This window comes from Pseudomonas graminis (assembly GCF_001705435.1).
GTDB classification, from domain to species: domain Bacteria; phylum Pseudomonadota; class Gammaproteobacteria; order Pseudomonadales; family Pseudomonadaceae; genus Aquipseudomonas; species Aquipseudomonas graminis_B.
The window spans coordinates 221,287-240,297 of the sequence record NZ_MDEN01000066.1 but is presented as its reverse complement, the minus strand read 5'-3'; the positions used below and the strand labels follow the sequence as shown (position 1 = coordinate 240,297).

11 protein-coding genes are annotated in these 19,011 nt (G+C 56.3%); 5 read left to right on the top strand and 6 right to left on the bottom strand.

Going from position 1 to position 19,011, the window contains the following annotated elements; all coding sequences use genetic code 11:
• The first annotated feature begins 15 nt into the window (after window positions 1–15).
• Window positions 16–981, top strand: a complete 966-nt coding sequence (locus BBI10_RS19410) for an L-carnitine dehydrogenase (protein WP_065991244.1) — start codon at window positions 16–18, stop codon at window positions 979–981.
• Between the two features lie 225 nt (window positions 982–1,206).
• Window positions 1,207–1,695 carry a thioesterase family protein gene (locus BBI10_RS19405; protein ID WP_065991243.1) on the top strand — a complete coding sequence of 163 codons (489 nt, stop codon included), beginning with the start codon at window positions 1,207–1,209 and terminating at the stop codon, window positions 1,693–1,695.
• A 74-nt stretch (window positions 1,696–1,769) separates the two neighbouring features.
• Here BBI10_RS19405 and fba read toward each other — a convergent pair whose 3' ends face one another.
• The 6 genes from fba to tkt form a co-directional block, all read right to left on the bottom strand.
• A complete protein-coding gene (gene fba, locus BBI10_RS19400) occupies window positions 1,770–2,834 on the bottom strand; it encodes a class II fructose-bisphosphate aldolase (RefSeq protein WP_065991242.1) in 1,065 nt (354 codons plus the stop codon).
• A 121-nt stretch (window positions 2,835–2,955) separates the two neighbouring features.
• Window positions 2,956–3,279, bottom strand: a complete 324-nt coding sequence (locus BBI10_RS19395; RefSeq protein WP_065991241.1) for an MliC family protein — start codon at window positions 3,277–3,279, stop codon at window positions 2,956–2,958.
• A 110-nt stretch (window positions 3,280–3,389) separates the two neighbouring features.
• Window positions 3,390–3,617 carry a hypothetical protein gene (locus BBI10_RS19390; protein ID WP_065991240.1) on the bottom strand — a complete coding sequence of 76 codons (228 nt, stop codon included), beginning with the start codon at window positions 3,615–3,617 and terminating at the stop codon, window positions 3,390–3,392.
• A 24-nt stretch (window positions 3,618–3,641) separates the two neighbouring features.
• Window positions 3,642–4,805, bottom strand: coding sequence for a phosphoglycerate kinase (locus BBI10_RS19385; protein WP_065991239.1), 1,164 nt, complete (start codon window positions 4,803–4,805; stop codon window positions 3,642–3,644).
• Window positions 4,806–4,824: 19 nt separating this feature from the next.
• A complete protein-coding gene (gene epd, locus BBI10_RS19380) occupies window positions 4,825–5,871 on the bottom strand; it encodes an erythrose-4-phosphate dehydrogenase (RefSeq protein ID WP_065991238.1) in 1,047 nt (348 codons plus the stop codon).
• A 124-nt stretch (window positions 5,872–5,995) separates the two neighbouring features.
• Window positions 5,996–7,993, bottom strand: coding sequence for a transketolase (gene tkt / locus BBI10_RS19375; protein WP_065991237.1), 1,998 nt, complete (start codon window positions 7,991–7,993; stop codon window positions 5,996–5,998).
• 258 nt (window positions 7,994–8,251) lie between these two features.
• On the opposite strand from tkt, the gene BBI10_RS19370 reads away from it, so the two are divergent.
• From BBI10_RS19370 to BBI10_RS19360, 3 genes are all read left to right on the top strand, one after another.
• Window positions 8,252–9,250 (top strand): ArsR/SmtB family transcription factor, encoded by a 999-nt coding sequence (locus BBI10_RS19370; RefSeq protein ID WP_065991236.1) that lies wholly within the window; start codon window positions 8,252–8,254, stop codon window positions 9,248–9,250.
• Window positions 9,251–9,267: 17 nt separating this feature from the next.
• Complete coding sequence (metK, locus tag BBI10_RS19365; RefSeq protein WP_065991235.1) at window positions 9,268–10,458, top strand: methionine adenosyltransferase; 1,191 nt, start codon at window positions 9,268–9,270, stop codon at window positions 10,456–10,458.
• Window positions 10,459–10,781: 323 nt separating this feature from the next.
• Complete coding sequence (locus BBI10_RS19360) at window positions 10,782–18,797, top strand: Tc toxin subunit A (protein ID WP_065991234.1); 8,016 nt, start codon at window positions 10,782–10,784, stop codon at window positions 18,795–18,797.
• The last annotated feature ends 214 nt before the right edge of the window (window positions 18,798–19,011 follow it).

Here is a 19,011-nt window from a genome sequence, read left to right as displayed (position 1 = left end):
TCTCGAGTAACCGACATGACCTTCATCACCACCATCAAAACCTTCGCGGCCTTGGGCAGCGGTGTCATTGGCAGCGGTTGGGTGGCGCGCGCGCTGGCTCATGGCCTGGACGTCGTGGCCTGGGACCCGGCGCCGGGAGCCGAAGCAGCGCTGCGAAAACGCGTCGCCAACGCCTGGCCAGCGCTTGAGCAAAAGGGCCTGGCATCGGGCGCCTCCCAGGAACGTCTACGCTTCGTCGACACCATCGAAGAGTGTGTTCGCGACGCCGACTTCATTCAGGAAAGCGCCCCAGAGCGCCTTGACCTCAAGCTGGATCTGCACAGCAAGATCAGCGCGGCGGCCAAGCCTGACGCGATCATCGCTTCCAGCACCTCCGGCCTGCTACCGTCGGAGTTTTACGAAAGCGCCACGCACCCGGAACGCTGCGTGGTGGGGCATCCGTTTAACCCGGTTTATCTGCTACCGCTGGTGGAAGTGGTCGGCGGCAAGAACACTGCACCGGAAGCGGTGCAGGCAGCGATTCAGGTCTACGAATCACTGGGCATGCGACCGCTGCATGTGCGTAAAGAGGTCCCCGGTTTTATTGCGGATCGCTTGCTCGAGGCGCTGTGGCGTGAGGCCCTGCATTTGGTGAATGACGGGGTGGCGACCACCGGCGAAATTGATGACGCGATTCGTTTCGGCGCCGGCTTGCGCTGGTCATTCATGGGCACCTTTCTGACTTATACCCTGGCCGGTGGCGATGCGGGCATGCGTCACTTCATGGCGCAGTTCGGTCCGGCGTTGCAGTTGCCGTGGACCTATCTTCCGGCACCGGAGCTGACCGACAAGCTGATTGACGACGTGGTCGATGGCACCTCCGATCAGCTGGGTAGCCACAGCATTGCGGCGCTGGAGCGGTATCGCGATGACTGCCTGCTGGCGGTGCTTGAGGCGGTGAAAACCACCAAGGCCAGGCATGGAATGGCGTTTGAGGATTGATACGCCATGCGCCCCATCGTCTGAACTGACGCTTTCGCGAGCAAGGTCACCCCTACAGGGGATCGGGAAATACTGTCCTGATGAGCACCCGAAATGTTGCGGTGTGGCGCTTGCCGTCTTCCCGGCTAAAGCCGGTCCTACATTCGTTCACGCAAAACCTGTGGGAGTGAGCTTGCTCACGAATAGGCCCATTCAGCTCACCACGATTTCAGCCCTGGAACTCCTATGCCTGCGCTCATCACTTACAAAACCCCGGTCCTCGCCGATTGGGTCGACTACAACGGCCACCTGCGCGATGCCTTCTATTTGCTGATTTTCAGCTTCGCCACAGACGCTTTCATGGACCGCATCGGCCTCGCCAGGGATGACCGGGATGCAAGCGGCCACTCGCTGTTCACGCTCGAGGCGCACATCAACTTCCTGCACGAGGTGAAGCTCGGCGAGTCGGTGGAAGTGCGTACGCAAATCGTCGGACACGATGGCAAGCGGGTGCAGATCTATCACGGGCTGTACAAGGCAGACGGGGATGTCGAGCTGGCAGCGAGCGAGCAAATGCTGCTGCATGTGGATCTGGCCGCCGGACCGAAGTCGGCGCCGTTCAGCGAAGCGTCGCTGCAGGCCTTGCGCCTGCTCTCGGAAGCTCAACTTGATCAGCCTGAGCCAAGGTATGTCGGGCGGATCATCGCCCTGCCCGGCCGGCAACATACCGTGTAGAAGCACAGATCGCGGCCACAAAAAAGCCCGCATCGCTGCGGGCCTCTTCATTCAGCAAATTGATCAGAAAACGATCAGTTCACTTTGGCGTTCAGCTCGCCTTTGGCATAACGCTCGAACATCTTCTCCAGGGAGATCGGCTTGATCTTGGAGGCGTTGCCGGCGGTGCCGAATGCTTCGTAACGGGCGATGCACACGTCGCGCATGGCCGATACGGTTTTCGCCAAATACTTGCGTGGGTCGAACTCGCTCGGGTTTTTCGCCATGAACTCGCGGATGGCACCGGTGGACGCCAGACGCAGGTCGGTGTCGATGTTGACCTTGCGCACGCCGTGCTTGATGCCTTCAACGATTTCTTCGACCGGCACGCCGTAGGTTTCTTTAATGTCGCCGCCGTATTGGTTGATGATTTTCAGCCATTCCTGCGGAACGGAAGAAGAACCGTGCATTACCAAGTGGGTGTTCGGAATGCGCTTGTGGATCTCTTTAATGCGCTCGATCGCCAAGATGTCGCCGGTAGGCGGCTTGGTGAACTTGTACGCGCCGTGGCTGGTGCCGATGGCGATGGCCAAGGCATCGACCTGGGTTCTTTTGACGAAATCAGCTGCTTCTTCCGGATCGGTCAGCATCTGGCTGTGATCCAGCATGCCTTCTGCGCCGACGCCGTCTTCTTCACCGGCCATGCCGGTTTCCAGCGAGCCCAGAACACCCAGCTCACCCTCAACCGACACACCGCAGGCGTGAGCCATGGCGACGGTTTCCTGGGTGACGCGTACGTTGTAGTCGTAGTCCGCAGGGCTTTTGCCGTCTTCGCGCAGCGAACCGTCCATCATCACCGAGCTGAAGCCCAGCTGGATGGAGCGTTGGCAGATAGCAGGGCTGGTGCCGTGGTCCTGGTGCATGACCACCGGGATGTGCGGGAATTCTTCGATTGCCGCCAGGATCAGGTGGCGCAGGAACGGGGCGCCAGCGTATTTGCGCGCACCGGCGGAAGCCTGAACGATCACCGGAGAATCGGTCTTGTCGGCCGCTTCCATAATGGCGCGCATTTGTTCCAGGTTATTCACGTTGAATGCAGGGACGCCGTAACCGAATTCGGCTGCGTGGTCCAACATCTGGCGCATGCTGATAAGTGCCATTGTCTGTCTCTCTCCCGGTGGGGTCGTTAATCGTGCGTGCCGTATTGGCGGCTATTCAAATTATAGGGGTCGATTGCTCAGTCATCGCCCCGGTACAGCCTCGTTCGAACTGCCCGGCCCTTTACGGCGCCTTGCAGCCACGACCGATCAAATCGTTGGTAGCGTCCCAGTAGACCAGGCCTTCGCTGCCTTTGTTGTCAAACGCCAGCACGCCGTTACTGTAGAGCGCGCCGGAAGCTCCGGGCGACGCTTGCAGACGGAATACCTGCTCGCTCTGATTGAGGCGCACATCCACCTCCTTCTTCGCGGCATCGGCGTACTTCCAGAAAATCTCGGCTTTGCTGTCGCAGACCCAATGGGTCCAGGGGGCTGCCGGTTCCGAAGCCTTCATGCTGGCGCAACCGCTCAGCAGCATCAGTGTCGCAAGGGCTAACAAGCCTTTCATTACTACTCCTGAATCCCCTGCATCGCGTGACGGATGTCGATCATGGCAGGGGCAATGCTGTTCCTGTATTCCGGCGCACCGTCAGCTGAGCATCAGTGGTCAACTGAGCATCAGTGACAGGGGACTGGTCCCACGGCAGGCATGAATTCGTATTTTTCCCAGACTTCAGGCCCGCCACGCTTGTAAACGATCGGTACGGTTTCCGCCTGCCAGCCCGCCTGATAGCAGCTGACCTGAAGCAATCCCGGCGCCGCGCTGGACGCCGTTTCCGCTTCAGGCTTGCTTGCGCAGCCGACCAGCAAACCCGCCATGATCAACAGCGGTAATGGCTTGACCATTTCACTCCCCTTCACCTTGGCCGGTCAGGCCTTGGCGCGTTGTTCCAGAACTTCCACGGCAGGCAGAACCTTGCCCTCGACGAACTCGAGGAACGCGCCGCCGCCTGTAGAGATATAGGAGATTTTGTCGCCTACACCGTATTTGTCGATGGCGGCCAACGTATCGCCCCCGCCGGCGATAGAAAACGCAGAACTCTCAGCGATTGCGTGAGCCAGCGTCTTGGTGCCTTCGCCGAACTGATCAAACTCAAAGACGCCGACCGGGCCGTTCCAGAGAATAGTCTTGGAAGATTTCAGCAATTCGGCGAAGTGAGCAGCTGTTTGAGGACCGATGTCGAGGATCATGTCGTCCTCGGCCACATCGGCGATCAGCTTGACGGTGGCTTCGGCATCGGCGGCGAATTGCTTGGCAACCACCACGTCGACCGGCAACGGCACGCTGACCTTGGCGGCGATGGCTTTGGCAGTCTCAAGCAGGTCCGGCTCGTACAAGGATTTGCCAACCGGATGACCTGCCGCTGCCAGGAAGGTATTGGCGATGCCACCCCCGACGATCAGCTGATTGCACTTCTGGCTCAGGCTGTTGAGCACGTCCAGTTTGGTGGAAACCTTGGATCCGGCCACGATGGCGGCCATTGGCTGGGCCGGATTGCCCAGAGCCTTGCCCAGTGCGTCGAGCTCGGCAGCCAGCAAAGGGCCTGCGGCAGCGACTTTGGCGAACTTGGCCACGCCGTGGGTCGAGCCTTCTGCACGGTGGGCGGTGCCGAAGGCGTCCATCACGAACACATCACACAAAGCGGCGTACTTCTGCGCCAGCTCGTCAGTGTTCTTCTTTTCGCCCGTGTTGAAGCGCACGTTCTCGAACAGCACGATATCGCCCGCCTCGACGTCGACACCGTTCAGGTATTCCGCCACCAGCGGCACTTCACGCCCGAGCGCCTTGCTCAGGTAGTCAGCGACCGGCTTGAGGCTGTTCTCGGCGGAAAACTCACCCTCGGTGGGGCGACCCAGGTGCGAGCAGACCATGACGGCTGCGCCTTTCTCCAGCGCCAGCTTGATGGTGGGCAACGACGCGAGAATGCGTGCATCGCTGGTCACCACGCCGTCTTTGACCGGAACGTTGAGGTCTTCGCGGATCAGTACACGCTTACCTTGCAGATCGAGGTCGGTCATCTTCAACACGGTCATGAGGCATTCCCTGTTTTTACTATTGTTTATGGATGGTGTGCAGGTAGTGATCGGCGACGTCCAGCATGCGATTGGCAAACCCCCACTCGTTGTCGAACCAGGCCAGGATGTTCACCAGCCGAGGGCCCGAGACCCGCGTCTGGCTGGCATCGATGATGGCCGAGTGCGGGTCGTGGTTGAAATCGCAGCTGGCATGTGGCAATTCGGTATACGCCAGCAGCCCCTTTAGCGGGCCGCGGGTAGCGGCCTCGCGCAGGATACGGTTGACCTCGACAGCATCGGTATCACGAGCGACCTGCAGCGTGATGTCCAGGCACGAGACGTTCACCGTCGGCACACGAACTGCTTTGGCCTGAATTCGGCCGGCAAGTTCCGGAAGCAGCCGCTCGATGCCCCGCGCCAGACCAGTGGACACCGGGATGATCGACTGAAAGGCCGAGCGCGTACGGCGCAGGTCTTCGTGATGATAGGCGTCAATCACAGGCTGATCGTTCATCGCCGAGTGAATCGTGGTGATGGTCACGTATTCGAGGCCCAGCTCGCGGTTCAGCAGGTCGAGTAATGGCACGCTGCAATTGGTGGTGCACGACGCGGCAGACACCAGTTGCTCATCGCCCGTCAGGGTTTCCTGATTGATGCCGTAGACGATGGTGGCGTCGACGTCGGCTTCGCTGGCCATGGGCTGGGAAAACAGCACTCGCGGCGCGCGGGCCGAAAGAAAGCGCTCGCCATCGGCACGCGTGTTGTAGACGCCGGAGCATTCGAGCACCAGATCCACGTCGAGTGAGTCCCAGTCGATGCCTTCCGGCGTCGCGCTGCGAAACACTTTGATGACGTGATCGTTGATGTGCAGAAAATCGCCTTCGACCCGCACTTCGCCGGGGAACCGGCCATGTGTGGAGTCAAAGCGCGTGAGGTATTCGAGACTGGCCATGTCGGCCAGGTCGTTGATTGCCACCACTTCAAAGCCCGCCTTCGCACCTCGCTCGCACAGCGCGCGCAGCACGCAGCGGCCGATACGACCGTAACCATTGAGGGCGACTTTATATGGGCGAGGCTGAGGCATGGGGTTCTCAAAATCTTGAGTGGTACAGAGAACCTGCAAGCGCGTGGCTCACCCCTCGATCTGCCAGGCTCAGGCAGCAGATCTCAGGACAAGGCACGCGCCTGCAAGGGCAACGCGGTGGTGCTTAGTCTTCCAGCAGCTCTTCAGCCGTGGAAAGGACGTTCTCCAGCGTGAAGCCGAACTCTTCGAACAGCAGGTTGGCAGGCGCCGACTCGCCGAAGGTGGTCATGCCGATCACGCGACCTTCCAGGCCCACGTATTTGTACCAGTAGTCAGCGTGAGCAGCTTCGATGGCGATGCGCGCGCTGACTTCCAGCGGCAGGACCGACTGCTTGTACTCGGCGCTCTGGGTCTCGAAAACGCTGGTGCATGGCATGGAAACCACACGGACGTTCTTGCCGTCTGCGGTCAGCTTGTCGAATGCCTGAACAGCCAGGCCGACTTCGGAACCGGTGGCGATCAGGATCAGATCCGGTTCGCCGCTGCAGTCGCGCAGCACGTAGCCGCCGCGGTTGATGTTTTCCAGCTGCTCGGCATCACGCGCCTGATGTTGCAGGTTCTGACGGGAGAAGATCAGCGCCGATGGGCCGTCATCACGTTCAATCGCGTGTTTCCAGGCGATGGCGGATTCAACGGCATCAGCCGGGCGCCAGCAGTCCAGGTTCGGCGTGGTGCGCAGGCTGGTCAGTTGCTCGATCGGCTGGTGAGTCGGGCCGTCTTCGCCCAGACCGATGGAGTCGTGGGTGAACACATAGATGATGCGTTTCTTCATCAGCGAGGACATGCGCACGGCGTTGCGGGCGTATTCCATGAAGATCAGGAAGGTCGCGCCGTATGGCACGAAACCGCCGTGCAGGGCGATCCCGTTCATGATCGCGCCCATGCCGAACTCACGAACACCGTAGTGCAGGTAGTTGCCGGTGGCGTCTTCGCCGGTGATGCTGCGGCAGCCTTTCCAGATGGTCAGGTTAGAACCTGCCAGGTCAGCAGAACCGCCGAGGAATTCAGGCAGCAGCGGACCGAAGGCGCTCAAGGCATTCTGGCTGGCCTTGCGGCTGGCGATGGTTTCGCCCTTGGCGTTGACTTCAGCCACGTACGCGGCGGATTTTTCGGCGAAGTCAGCAGGCAGCTCACCGCTCATGCGGCGGATCAGCTCGTTGGCTTCGGTCGGGAAGGCAGCGGAGTAGGCAGCGAAACGCTGGTCCCATTCGGCTTCGACAGCCAGGCCTTTTTCCTTGCCGTTCCACTCGCTGTAGATGTCGGCCGGGATTTCGAATGGGCCGTGGGTCCACTTCAGCGCGGCGCGGGTCAGGGCGATTTCGTCAGTGCCCAGCGGAGCGCCGTGGCAGTCTTCCTTGCCCTGCTTGTTCGGCGAGCCAAAACCGATGGTGGTCTTGCAGCAGATCAGCGTCGGCTTGTCGCTCTTGTGAGCGGTGTCGATGGCGGTTTTGATCTCGTCGGCGTCATGGCCGTCGACGTTGCGGATGACCAGCCAGCCGTAGGATTCGAAGCGCTTCGGGGTGTCGTCGGTGAACCAGCCCTCGACTTCGCCGTCGATGGAAATCCCGTTGTCGTCGTAGAACGCGACCAGCTTGTTCAGGCGCAGGGTACCGGCCAGCGAAGCCACTTCGTGGGAGATGCCTTCCATCATGCAGCCATCACCCATGAACACGTAGGTGTGGTGGTCGACGATGTTGTGGCCTGGACGGTTGAACTGGGCGGCGAGGGTCTTCTCGGCAACCGCGAAACCGACGGCGTTGGCGAAACCCTGACCCAGTGGGCCGGTGGTGGTTTCAACGCCCGGGGTGTAGCCGTATTCCGGGTGGCCCGGTGTGCGGCTGTGCAGCTGACGGAAGTTTTTCAGGTCTTCGATGGACAGGTCGTAACCGGTCAGGTGCAGCAGCGAGTAGATCAGCATCGAGCCGTGGCCGTTGGACAGGATGAACCGGTCGCGGTCGGCAAACATTGGATTGGCTGGGTTGTGCTTCAGATAATCGCGCCAAAGCACTTCAGCGATATCCGCCATGCCCATCGGGGCACCCGGGTGGCCGCTATTGGCCTTTTGCACGGCATCCATGCTGAGGGCACGAATGGCATTGGCTCGCTCACGACGGCTTGGCATCGCTGATCTCCTGGGGCAGATAAAAGTGGGACCGGAAAAAGGCGGCCATTTTCCCTCAGGCACCCTCCGGGGGCAATGACAGATCACACACCATCGGTGTTTTCCTCTGCTGCTGAGGTGTTTTCGTACACCGCAACCAACGCCCGACGGCAAACGGCAGAATCACGGCGCCGGGGTGCCGCCACTGATCGACCAATATCAAAACTTTTTGATATTGGCCTTGCGACAGCCCCGGTCGATAACTAGACTGCCTGCCTTATGAATCTTCGCGTGCCTGCCATTAGCCATGATGAATGCGACGAGCTGGCTGCCCTGTGCAAAGCCGGCGGCGATCCGCTGCGGCTGAATGTCTTGCGCGCGCTGTCGAACGATTCCTTCGGCGTGCTGGAGCTGGCGCAGATTTTCGCCATTGGCCAGTCCGGCATGAGCCATCACCTCAAGGTACTGGCCCAGGCTGACCTGGTGGCAACGCGGCGTGAAGGCAACGCGATCTTCTATCGACGCGCCCTGCCCCACACCGAACACACCGGCGGCAAGCTGCACGCGGCGATGCTTGAAGAAGCCGACAATCTGCGCCTGCCCGATGATGTACAGACCCGGATCGGGCTGGTGCATCGGCAGCGGGCCAACGCCAGTCAGGACTTCTTCGCACGCACTGCCGAGAAATTTCGGGCCCAGCAGGACCTGATCGCAGGACTGCCGCAATACCGCGACAGCCTGCTGTCGTTGCTGGACAAGCTGAGCTTTCCCGCCGACGCCACGGCGATAGAAGTCGGGCCCGGGGATGGCGGTTTTCTGCCGGATCTGGCGCGGCGTTTTCGGCACGTTACGGGGCTGGACAACAGCCCGGAAATGCTCGATCTGGCGCGCAAGATCTGCACGCAAAAGGCGCTGGTTAACGTCGAGCTGAAACTGGCCGATGCACTGACCAACGCTAATATCTCCGGCAACTGCGTGGTGTTGAATATGGTGTTGCACCATTTCGCCGCGCCCGCCGAAGCGCTCAAACATTTGGCCAACCTGTTGCAACCGGGCGGTAGCCTGCTGGTGACAGAGTTGTGCAGTCATGACCAGAGCTGGGCCAAGGAGGCCTGTGGCGATCTCTGGTTAGGCTTCGAACAGGAAGATCTGGCCCGTTGGGCCATCGCTGCGGGGCTGGTCCCCGGGGAAAGCCTGTACATAGGCTTACGTAATGGTTTCCAGATCCAGGTCCGCCATTTTCAGCGACCGGCTGGCAACACTCACCATCGGTACTAATCAGGAAAACCGTCGAGATGAGCGAATACTCCCTTTTCACCTCCGAGTCCGTGTCTGAAGGACATCCGGACAAAATCGCCGACCAGATCTCCGATGCGGTGCTGGACGCCATCATTGCCCAGGACAAGCAGGCTCGAGTTGCCGTGGAAACCCTGGTCAAGACCGGTGTGGCCATTGTTGCCGGCGAAGTCACTACTACCGCGTGGGTCGACCTGGAGCAGATCGTTCGTGACGTGATCTGCGAGATCGGCTACACCAGTTCCAACGTCGGTTTTGACGGTGCGACCTGCAGCGTGATGAACATCATCGGCAAGCAGTCCCCTGACATCAACCAGGGTGTCGACCGCGCGAAACCTGAAGATCAGGGCGCTGGCGACCAGGGCCTGATGTTCGGCTACGCCAGCAACGAAACCGCCGAGCTGATGCCTGCGCCGATCGCGTTCTCGCACCAGCTGGTGCACCGCCAGGCCGAAGCCCGTAAATCCGGCCTGCTGCCATGGTTGCGCCCGGACGCGAAATCCCAAGTCACTTGCCGCTATGAAAACGGCATCGTGGTGGGCATCGACGCCGTTGTTCTGTCGACCCAGCACAATCCGGAAGTGTCGTACAAAGACCTGCGCGAAGGCGTGATGGAGCTGATCGTCAAGCACGTGCTGCCGGCCGAACTGCTGCACAAAGACACCCAGTTCCACATCAACCCGACTGGCCAGTTCATCATCGGCGGCCCCGTGGGCGACTGCGGTCTGACCGGTCGCAAGATCATCGTCGACAGCTACGGCGGCATGGCCCGTCACGGCGGCGGCGCGTTCTCCGGTAAAGATCCATCCAAGGTTGACCGTTCGGCTGCGTACGCTGGCCGTTACGTTGCCAAGAACATCGTCGCCGCCGGCCTGGCCGAGCGCTGCGAAATTCAGGTTTCCTACGCCATCGGCGTTGCACAGCCGACGTCGATCTCGCTGAACACCTTCGGCACCGGCAAGATCAGCGACGACAAGATCGTCCAGTTGGTCCGCGAGCACTTCGACCTGCGTCCATACGCGATCACCACCATGCTCGACCTGCTGCATCCGATGTACCAGGAAACCGCAGCCTACGGCCACTTCGGCCGCACGCCGCAAACCAAGACCGTGGGCGACGACACCTTCACCACGTTCACCTGGGAAAAAACCGACCGCGCCGACGCATTGCGCGCCGCTGCCGGTTTGTAATACCTGCTGGGTGCATTGCGCCTAGCGGCACCCGGTAAGAGAAAAGTCCCTGGCGATGGAAGTCGTCAGGGGCTTTTTTTGCTTATTGCCCGGTTAATTAGAGTCAAACGAATAACTGGCCACAGGATTTACCGGTATTGGCCTAAACCAATTAGCGATGAGTGTTATCGCGACCGGCGATAACGACCTTCAACCCTTTGATTCACTTGTCATTTCATTCAAGTACACCTCATCTGCAATTTCGGTCGATCTCTGCACTTGCCTCTACGCTGGATTAGTAACTGCGAATCTCGCAATTCATCCAGCGTAAAAGGAACTCGATCATGGACGACACCCTCACATCTGCCACTTATGCCAAACTTTTTCCCGAACAAGTCGCCGACAGATGTTCATCCGATGCACTCGAAGCCAACAACGGCCCCATTGCCTACCTGCACGCGTTGTACCAGTTGGCGTTGAGTGTTGAAGCGAATGGCTATACCGAAAGCAAGATCACACTCGCCGTGAGGAGACCGGATATCGGTGAACGAGTGCTCGATCAAGGCAGCCTCGATACGCCGATTTCGGCATTGACGCTGGTCATCGAAGCCATGACGCGTCAGGCCAAAGCTCACGTGGGAGAAGCAAAAGACCTGGAAGAGGAAATTGCGCAGGCGCAATACCCTGTTCAATTGCCGTTTCACTCTCCGCTTGAGCAGATCAAGGCAGAACTGCATGGAAAACGCACCTCGCTGTTCGACTTGCTCCAGCAATGCCAACACAGCTTCCCTAATTTCACGCATGACAGCTTGCGAACCAGCGAACTCAGGAGTGCCATGCGCAAGGGGACCGGGTTCAGCCCCGCACTGCAATCACTGCTGCTGGATGCCAGCCCTTCAAGCGGCGACGGATTTCTAACCCAGCGATTTGGTGTCCCAGGCACGTTATCCGAAGGTTTAGAGGCACTGACCAGCGTCGAACTGCTGGGGCAAAAAACAGGGCTCAAACCGGACCGCATTCTGGAAATGCTAGCCACCTCTGGCGTGCCCGATGAAGGCAAGGAAGCCTTCACCACCGTCAAACAATCACAAGCTTATGTACCTGCGGCCGAGAACAAGGCACCTGTTGGAGGCCACCTTTTCGGCGCAGTGTTTATCAACAACGCATCTGCTCCAGCGTTGTCGCTGGAAGACACCATGGGCGGGGCAGGGATCCGATTGCGCATCAAGGGCGCGACTACGGATCACTTCGGCCGAATCCACAAAATCATTCATCTGCAACACGCTCTGAAACTCACTTTTTCCGACGTTGATCTTCTGGTCATGGCGGCACTGCGCTCGGAAGGACAGACCAAGGATTTCCATCTCACCGCCGATACCTTGAGAGCGTTAGGGGTATTTCTTCACATGCGGGATGAATACGGCATCACGGCCGAGCAGTTCGCAGCACTGATCAACGCAGTTACGCCCTATGCCGTGGATGACAACAAGCCGTTTCTTGACCGGCTCCTTGACAGCCCTGCTGCCAGCCAGGCAGCACCAATAGCTAGCGGGTTAATGATCGATGGGACGGCGTTTGAATTACTGGCATCTGCAACTGGCGACACAGCGGCAACGAACGTTGTCATCGCAGGCCTGTGCCGCGCATTTGCGCTTGAAGAACAACAGGCCAATCTCTACGTGGCGCAAATCACGACGGCGCTGCGCCTCAAGAAGCCTGCGCTGTCGCTTACCTTAGTTTCTGCCCTGTACCGCTTGGCGTGGCTGCCACGCCTGCTACGTGTTGGCCCGATTGAAGGCGCGCGCCTGATCGCCTTGATCAGCAACGTCAACACCCAGGTTTTCAGTCAGCTGGCGGGCACACCGACTATTGGTGGCGATGAAGTTAAGCCTGACATTCTTGATGTTCTGATGGGCCTAGTGAATCTGGAGAAATGGCTACGCCAGCACAAGATCAGAGCCACTACGCTATCGAATTGGCTGACGCAACTTCCAACCGTAATCCCTGAAGAACTCAAGCCGCTGTACAAAATCGACGGCCGCCTTCAGAGCACCCTGGAGGGCGCCGTTCCGCGCCTGAAGGTTTCGCTCATCACCGAGCCGCAGATTGTCCAGGCCGTAGGTCCAGGCATTACGCCGGCATCTGGCACATGGCTTGGCATACTGGCCGCGTATATCGATGAACGAGGTTTAATCAAAGGGCTTCCTGCTGGTGATTTCAAGGAAGGGCTGGCACAGGAGCTCAAAGGAAAACTCAAGAACACTGGCTCCTCGGTGCAAACCGAGGTCAACACCACAGAGATCGCCGAGGGGCTCTTGCAGCTACTGACCAATGCGTCGATCGCACAAGAAGATGTGGTCAAACATGTCGTGGGGAGAGCTTTCGGTTCGGGTGGCGGCGAATCTGCGCTGACGCCTGGACACGCACTGGAGCTACTGCGCTGGATAAACAAAACTGGCTTTGATGTGCTGAACGATATTTTGACGGCAGAAAGCGCTGCAGTAACACCCAATATCAGTAGCGTGGAGGGGTTGGACTTCCTGATGTGGACTGAACTGGAGCGTCATGCCCAAGTGGTCAGGCAATTGCAACTCAGCGCAACGGGACTTAGAGCCCTGAGTGATCACCCTGAGTGGTTTGACCTCAAGGGCAACAAGAAAGCGCAGGATAAAATAAACAAACACCGCACAGGCTTGAGCCTCGATCTTTGCTATCAGGCAAGCCAGTATTGTGCCTGGGTAAAACAATGCGAACGATGTGGTATGGATGAAAAAGTCGCGCAGGTTTTTTTGATCAACTCATCCCTGCTCAGTAAAGCAGACATCGCCAAACGTCTAAGTGCTCTTATTGGATGGTCAGAAAGCGAAACAATGCTCGCACTCACTTATGCGGATGCCTGCAAAAGCCAACGTCCCAAAACTGTACCCAGCAAACCTTTTCAAGATTTCTTGGACTCTTTGACGAAATCAGAGCAGGCTCAATATCAACGATCAAATTGGCGCGATTGGACATCCTTTGGTGAACTTGTATCCCAATATCTATGGAACAGAGGGCCATCGAGCGACAAAGTTACACAGTCTATCTATGAAAAATTTGTAATATTTGTAAGTGAAAACCCTGGACCGCTAAAAGTCAGTAAAGACCTCATACTGCCAAAGGCCTTGCCGAAGGTGTGGGAGCAGATAACGCCTCACAAGGCTAAAGATAGGGAATTGTCCTTCGTAGAGTACGAGCCGGAAACACCCGAGTCGCAAACGGAGACGGATCCAACGATTACAATTACCGACATTGGCCTTACTGTCAGGTTAAAAAATCTTTGCCAATTGACCGAACTGTCATGCCAAAGCTTGTTGGACCTGAACGCACTTGATCATAGCTCTCCCTTCAGCGCATACCGCAGCAGCGAACTGCTGCTGGTGGGTAGCGACAAGGAAATGAATGAGCCGGAACCACACCTTCAAGAACAATGGCGCGACGCCCTGGCCGCTTTTTTAGTAGGCCACTGGGCCCCATCCAGTAGCGCACTGCAGCAATTCATTCCATCCGTCGAGGCGCTTTCGACCTATTTACTCACCGACGTTCTGGTGAGTTCAGCGGTCAAGACACACGCCGCCACACAGGCAACGGCAAGTCTGCAGCACTATCTTCATAACGTTTTTGCACGGCTAGAACCGGGCTACCTCGGCGCGAGAATACCGGAAGAGCAGGCCACGGCCTGGCGGCAATACATGGGCGCGTTCAGTTCATGGAGGGTATGGCAAACACAGCTTAACCACCCTGCCAACCTGATCTATTACGCCAATCGCCCAGACAAAAGCGAAGCCTTCAAAACACTGGAAAATGAACTTAACCAAGGAAAGCTGGATACAAGCCTGCTGCAAACAGCCATCACTGGCTACCTAACAAAATTTGAGAAGAACAGCAACTTACAAGTAGTGAGCGGCTACCTTGACGGCACTCAGCCCCAAAACGATACCTACCATTTCATCGGTAAGACTAACGCCTCACCCATCGAGTATTACTGGCGCTCAGTTGATATGGGGTTGCGTGACAGCGAGGAGCGGTTGAGCCCGTTGGCCTGGACGGAATGGGAAAAAATCACGGTAAGTGCAAGCGGCCAAATCGCCCAAAGCAGCAATCTACCGCCCGCTGCAGTGGTGGCCACCACTACAACTACGGCCCCGGTAACACCCGCAAGCGAAGTTTCTCTTCCATTGGCACGTACCTGTGATGCCATCCGCCCAGTCATGATAGAAGGCCGCCCCTATGTGTTCTGGGTAGAATGGAGCTCAGTTGAATTGCCAGACGTCGCTGAGAAAAACAGACTGTCTAGATTCAAAAAACTCAGCGTGCAATATATCTACAAACAGAGCGATGGCTTCTGGTCGCCGCCAAACGAAATTTTGTACCTGGATGGCACAAAAAATGGAGAGGCACCGACGAAAGGGCAAGATACTTTTCTAAAAGATGATAAATACGTGCCAGGTTTAATCGCGGTAGTCAACACGGAAGGTGCTCGTGCAGACGATCCATGGCTGACCGTCATGCTTTATAACTGTGCCCGTACAACGCCCAACAAAGCACCTTCACTTGGTACGCTTGACGTAGACTATTTCATTGAGTCAAGAGATATGCTGCTCATCCACAGGATGCCACTCAAATCAGATGAAAGTGAGGCGTTGGCAAAGGTTCTCTATAAATCCTACAGTGACATCAGAAAGATTCAACACCCCTACGACGGAGACCAGCTTTTAATCTCCAGAAAAAAGGAAATCCACACTTCCTTTCGAGATGGCATGCGACCATTCGTCAAAGAAGCAATCGCGTCTCCACACTTTATAAAAGAACATGACAAGGCGGTAAAATACATCTCTCTTGAGAGAGAATCGAGTTCTAGGAACTGGGACATTCGTCACAACAGAGACCGAGTTGACCTAAAAAGTTTTCGGTTTCTATACATGAAGACCAGCAAGGATGACTTCACCCTCCAGGACAACCTAAGAGACCTTAAAAATGGCACCCCAAATCGAAGAAATTCCTATTTCTCTGACTTAGAGGTCCGTAAAGGTCTCCAGCCAGACTTGGCAGCAAACCTAAAAGACCTTAACAAGGCATTAGGATCCAACATTGAGCTTTGCTATTATTCGGAAAACGACAAATACGGATACAATGAGTATTCTGAGAAATACTTTTTTACAACACTGGAATCAAACGGCTTCGTGACCGCGACCGCAGACGTTGAAAATCAAAAGATTTTAACCATCGAGGCTTCCTATCCAAAATCAATCATCAAACTTGAAGGCGACAAAAAGCTACAGGTAAAAGCGTTCAAGAAAGAGATACGCATAGGTGACCTGACCTACACCGTAAGCGGTTCCCTGCCTGAAACCGATTGTACAATAAATAAAAGCATCACGATTCCATTGGAGATTTCGGGCGAAGGTTTGGAAGCGCCCCACATAGGATATGTCGTCTATGTCGCTGACAATGTTGTCTACTCGCCTGAAAGACCCGTTTCTATTACACCCAGCAGCAGCGGCACATGGACTTACGACCTTGTAGTCGAAAAATCCCAATACCTCTTCGAAAAAAGTTTTTCGATTATTTTTTTGTCCCCTGGTAACTTCACAAGGGAGACGTTCCCTGTCGAAGCGCTTATTAAGCCAGAGTATTGTGGTGAAATTCAGCTAATACTGTACGCCCAAGGACCAAAAGACAGTGAATTCAAAGTATTAAGCGATCAGAAGCTGAACGCCAATGGTCAGGCATCCTTTACGACTCAATACACGTGGAGCAACCCTGGCGTACACTTCTTCATCCTGTGTGAAGCGGGCAATCCCGAGAATAACGCAGGCGCGGCGTATGACGTCAGGTATACAGGCAAGGACGAGAGCTGGGAGATATCCATCGCAGAAAGCGTTGGACAGGCTCAGTATCTCGACTTACGCACTGCGGCCAATGAAGGGATAACTCTGAAGTCCAATACCATCCGCCTCAATACGTTGTTTGGCAAGCAATTGCTGTCCAGAGCGGCACGCAACATCGAGCGGGCGCTCGGGTGGGAGGCGCAGCTCATCAAGGAGCCGGCTATTGATTCAGAATCTGAGAGGCCTCCGGTAGATTTTCACGGCGCAAACGGTGCCTACTTTCGCGAACTGTTCCTGCACCTTCCGTATTTGGTAGCAACGCGACTCAGCGAACAGCAGCAGTTCGACGAGGCCGAGGAATGGTATACCCGGTATCTGTTTGACCCCTATGGAACAGAGGGTGATCAAAACAATTCCCTGTCGTTCTGGAAAACTCGTCCTCTGGTGGAAGTCGGTAGTGGGCGCTCTGAACTGCAAAAAACAGTCGATCCAATAGCGCGGGCATTCACGTTGTCACGGTATTACCGGCAGGCTGTGTTCCTGTCGCTCGTCGACAACTGGCAGCGTCAAGGTGACCACTTTTATCGTCAGCTCACGCCCAGCAGTCTCAATCATGCATGGCTGAGTTATCAAAAAGCACTCAAGCTCATCGGTCCGCTGCCAGAGCGGGCGTCAGTATCGCGTTGGGTTGCTGATGCACTCAAGGATATACAGCGCTCTGCCTTTCGGACGCCCATTAACGAGCGGATCATCAATGCACGAAAAATGGTGGAGCAAAGACTCTTCAATCTTCGCCATGGGCTCACCATAGATGGCAAGATCTTGCCCGTCATGGACTGGCGAACCGAAGGTGCAGATGCTCTCGGCATCGCCCAGCGCAATGTCGACCATATGATGAGCACCTACAATAGCGATCGAGCTCCAGTCCCTGCGTTCCGTTTCAGGCAATTGGCGCCCATGGCCCGCGCGGCAGCACAGCAATTACAGAACATGGGCCGGTATTACATGAAGCTGGTAGAGGATGAGTCAAACACTGGCTTGGCTGTGCTGCTTAAAGAACAAGAAATCAAATTTTCCGAGTTCAGTGTCAAGCTTCAGCAGGAAGCGATCAATTCGGTTAAAGCCCAGAGTGCTGCACTGCAGTACAGCAGGCAAATGGCGGAATATCGAAAAGGCTATTACACGAATTTAATTGATGTTGGTCGTTCGCAGATGGAAGAAGCAGCAACAGCACTTATGTGGACTGGCTCAATTCTCCAAGCCCAAATTGCCCCCTTCTCGGTGGGTGAAGGCATCGCCGATTCAGTGCCCTGTATATTTGGAATGGCAGTGGGCGGTCAAAAATACTCTGGGATGATAAGTGCAGTTATCTCCCTTTTTGATCACGCGAGCACCACTTGCTCATTCACTGGGGAGCAGCTGCTCACAGAAAGTGGCTACGAGCGCAGAGCCGCCGAATGGGCATTTGAGCAAAAGTTGGCGGAAATGGATACCCAACTGCTCGACTTGCAAATTAAAGAGGCCGACATCGAGCTAAAAGCGGCTGTTATCAGCCTTGACATGGCACAAGCTGACCGCGCAAATCTTATAGAGGCGCACGCTTACATGACCAGCGGGCTCGCGATCCTCCCCGTCTACAACTGGCTCGTCGCTCGCCAGGAACTGCTGTATGCCCCGGCCTACGACGCGGTGCTTTCGCTCTGCCTCAGCGCAGAGGCAGCCTGGCGTTACGAAATCGGCGACTACAAAAGTGCTTCTTTTATCAAGACAAGCGGCTGGAACGATACTTACAAGGGCTTGCTGGCCGGGGAATCATTGCTTGTCGACCTGCAGGAAATGGAGAATGCCTATCTGCAAAACAAGGAACGCCGCCTGACAATCAAGAAGACTATTGACATAAAGGGCGAGCAAAACGATATCGCATGGCTTGCAGCCATCAAAAATTTGGCCACCAGCCCACTTACTTTCGACTTGAAGCCGGCGGCCTTCGACAAAGACTATCCAGGCCACTACCTACGTCAGCTCCAGCACGTTTCAGTTTCGTTCGTCATGGCGCCGGGCAGCGGAGCGAATCTGGAAAACATCAGCGCCATTCTTACCCAAACCGACAGTACCACGCTGGTCGAACCCACAGACGAAGGCCTGGAGTACCTGTACAACGCTACTAAAGCACCCCCAAGCATTAAGCGGAATCTCCGCGCCCAGCAACAGATAGCACTGTCTACCGGCATGGCCGATGATGGTCTGGGGCTCGGTAAAGACGACTGGGTATATGAAATGATTTTCCACGATGGCCGTTACTTGCCATTTGAAGGAACAGGCGCGATCTCTCGATGGGAATTGAGTTTCCCTGATCCTGAATTCGCGAAGTTATTGATAACGGCAGATCAAAAAACCGTGCTGGTAAAAAATATCCAGATTCATCTCGTTTATACAGCGCTGGATGGAGGCAAGGCATTCGCTGACAAAGTTAAAGAACGCATAGCGAATTAGTGTTCGCCTCTAGGCTAATTAAAGAATCGCCAACCGCAGAGTCAAAAAGCCCCCACTTTAATAGGTCTGGGGGCTTTTTTTAACGGATTCATTTGCACAGAGCGAAAGTTTAGCCATCCGCTCTTGAACGAAAACCACACGCAGCGCGTCTTTGATCAAGCGTCACAACGGGTCACACTTAAACTCATTCGCAATGACCTATATTCCAAATAGC

Excerpts from the sequence above, each read along its gene's own strand:
- fba (WP_065991242.1), bottom strand. The coding sequence starts at position 2,834 with ATGGCACTTATCAGCATGCGCCAGATGTTGGACCACGCAGCCGAATTC.
- tkt (WP_065991237.1), bottom strand. The coding sequence starts at position 7,993 with ATGCCAAGCCGTCGTGAGCGAGCCAATGCCATTCGTGCCCTCAGCATG.
- BBI10_RS19370 (WP_065991236.1), top strand. The coding sequence starts at position 8,252 with ATGAATCTTCGCGTGCCTGCCATTAGCCATGATGAATGCGACGAGCTG.
- epd (WP_065991238.1), bottom strand. The coding sequence starts at position 5,871 with ATGCCTCAGCCTCGCCCATATAAAGTCGCCCTCAATGGTTACGGTCGT.
- BBI10_RS19385 (WP_065991239.1), bottom strand. The coding sequence starts at position 4,805 with ATGACCGTGTTGAAGATGACCGACCTCGATCTGCAAGGTAAGCGTGTA.
- BBI10_RS19410 (WP_065991244.1), top strand. The coding sequence starts at position 16 with ATGACCTTCATCACCACCATCAAAACCTTCGCGGCCTTGGGCAGCGGT.
- BBI10_RS19405 (WP_065991243.1), top strand. The coding sequence starts at position 1,207 with ATGCCTGCGCTCATCACTTACAAAACCCCGGTCCTCGCCGATTGGGTC.
- BBI10_RS19395 (WP_065991241.1), bottom strand. The coding sequence starts at position 3,279 with ATGAAAGGCTTGTTAGCCCTTGCGACACTGATGCTGCTGAGCGGTTGC.
- BBI10_RS19390 (WP_065991240.1), bottom strand. The coding sequence starts at position 3,617 with ATGGTCAAGCCATTACCGCTGTTGATCATGGCGGGTTTGCTGGTCGGC.
- metK (WP_065991235.1), top strand. The coding sequence starts at position 9,268 with ATGAGCGAATACTCCCTTTTCACCTCCGAGTCCGTGTCTGAAGGACAT.
- BBI10_RS19360 (WP_065991234.1), top strand. The coding sequence starts at position 10,782 with ATGGACGACACCCTCACATCTGCCACTTATGCCAAACTTTTTCCCGAA.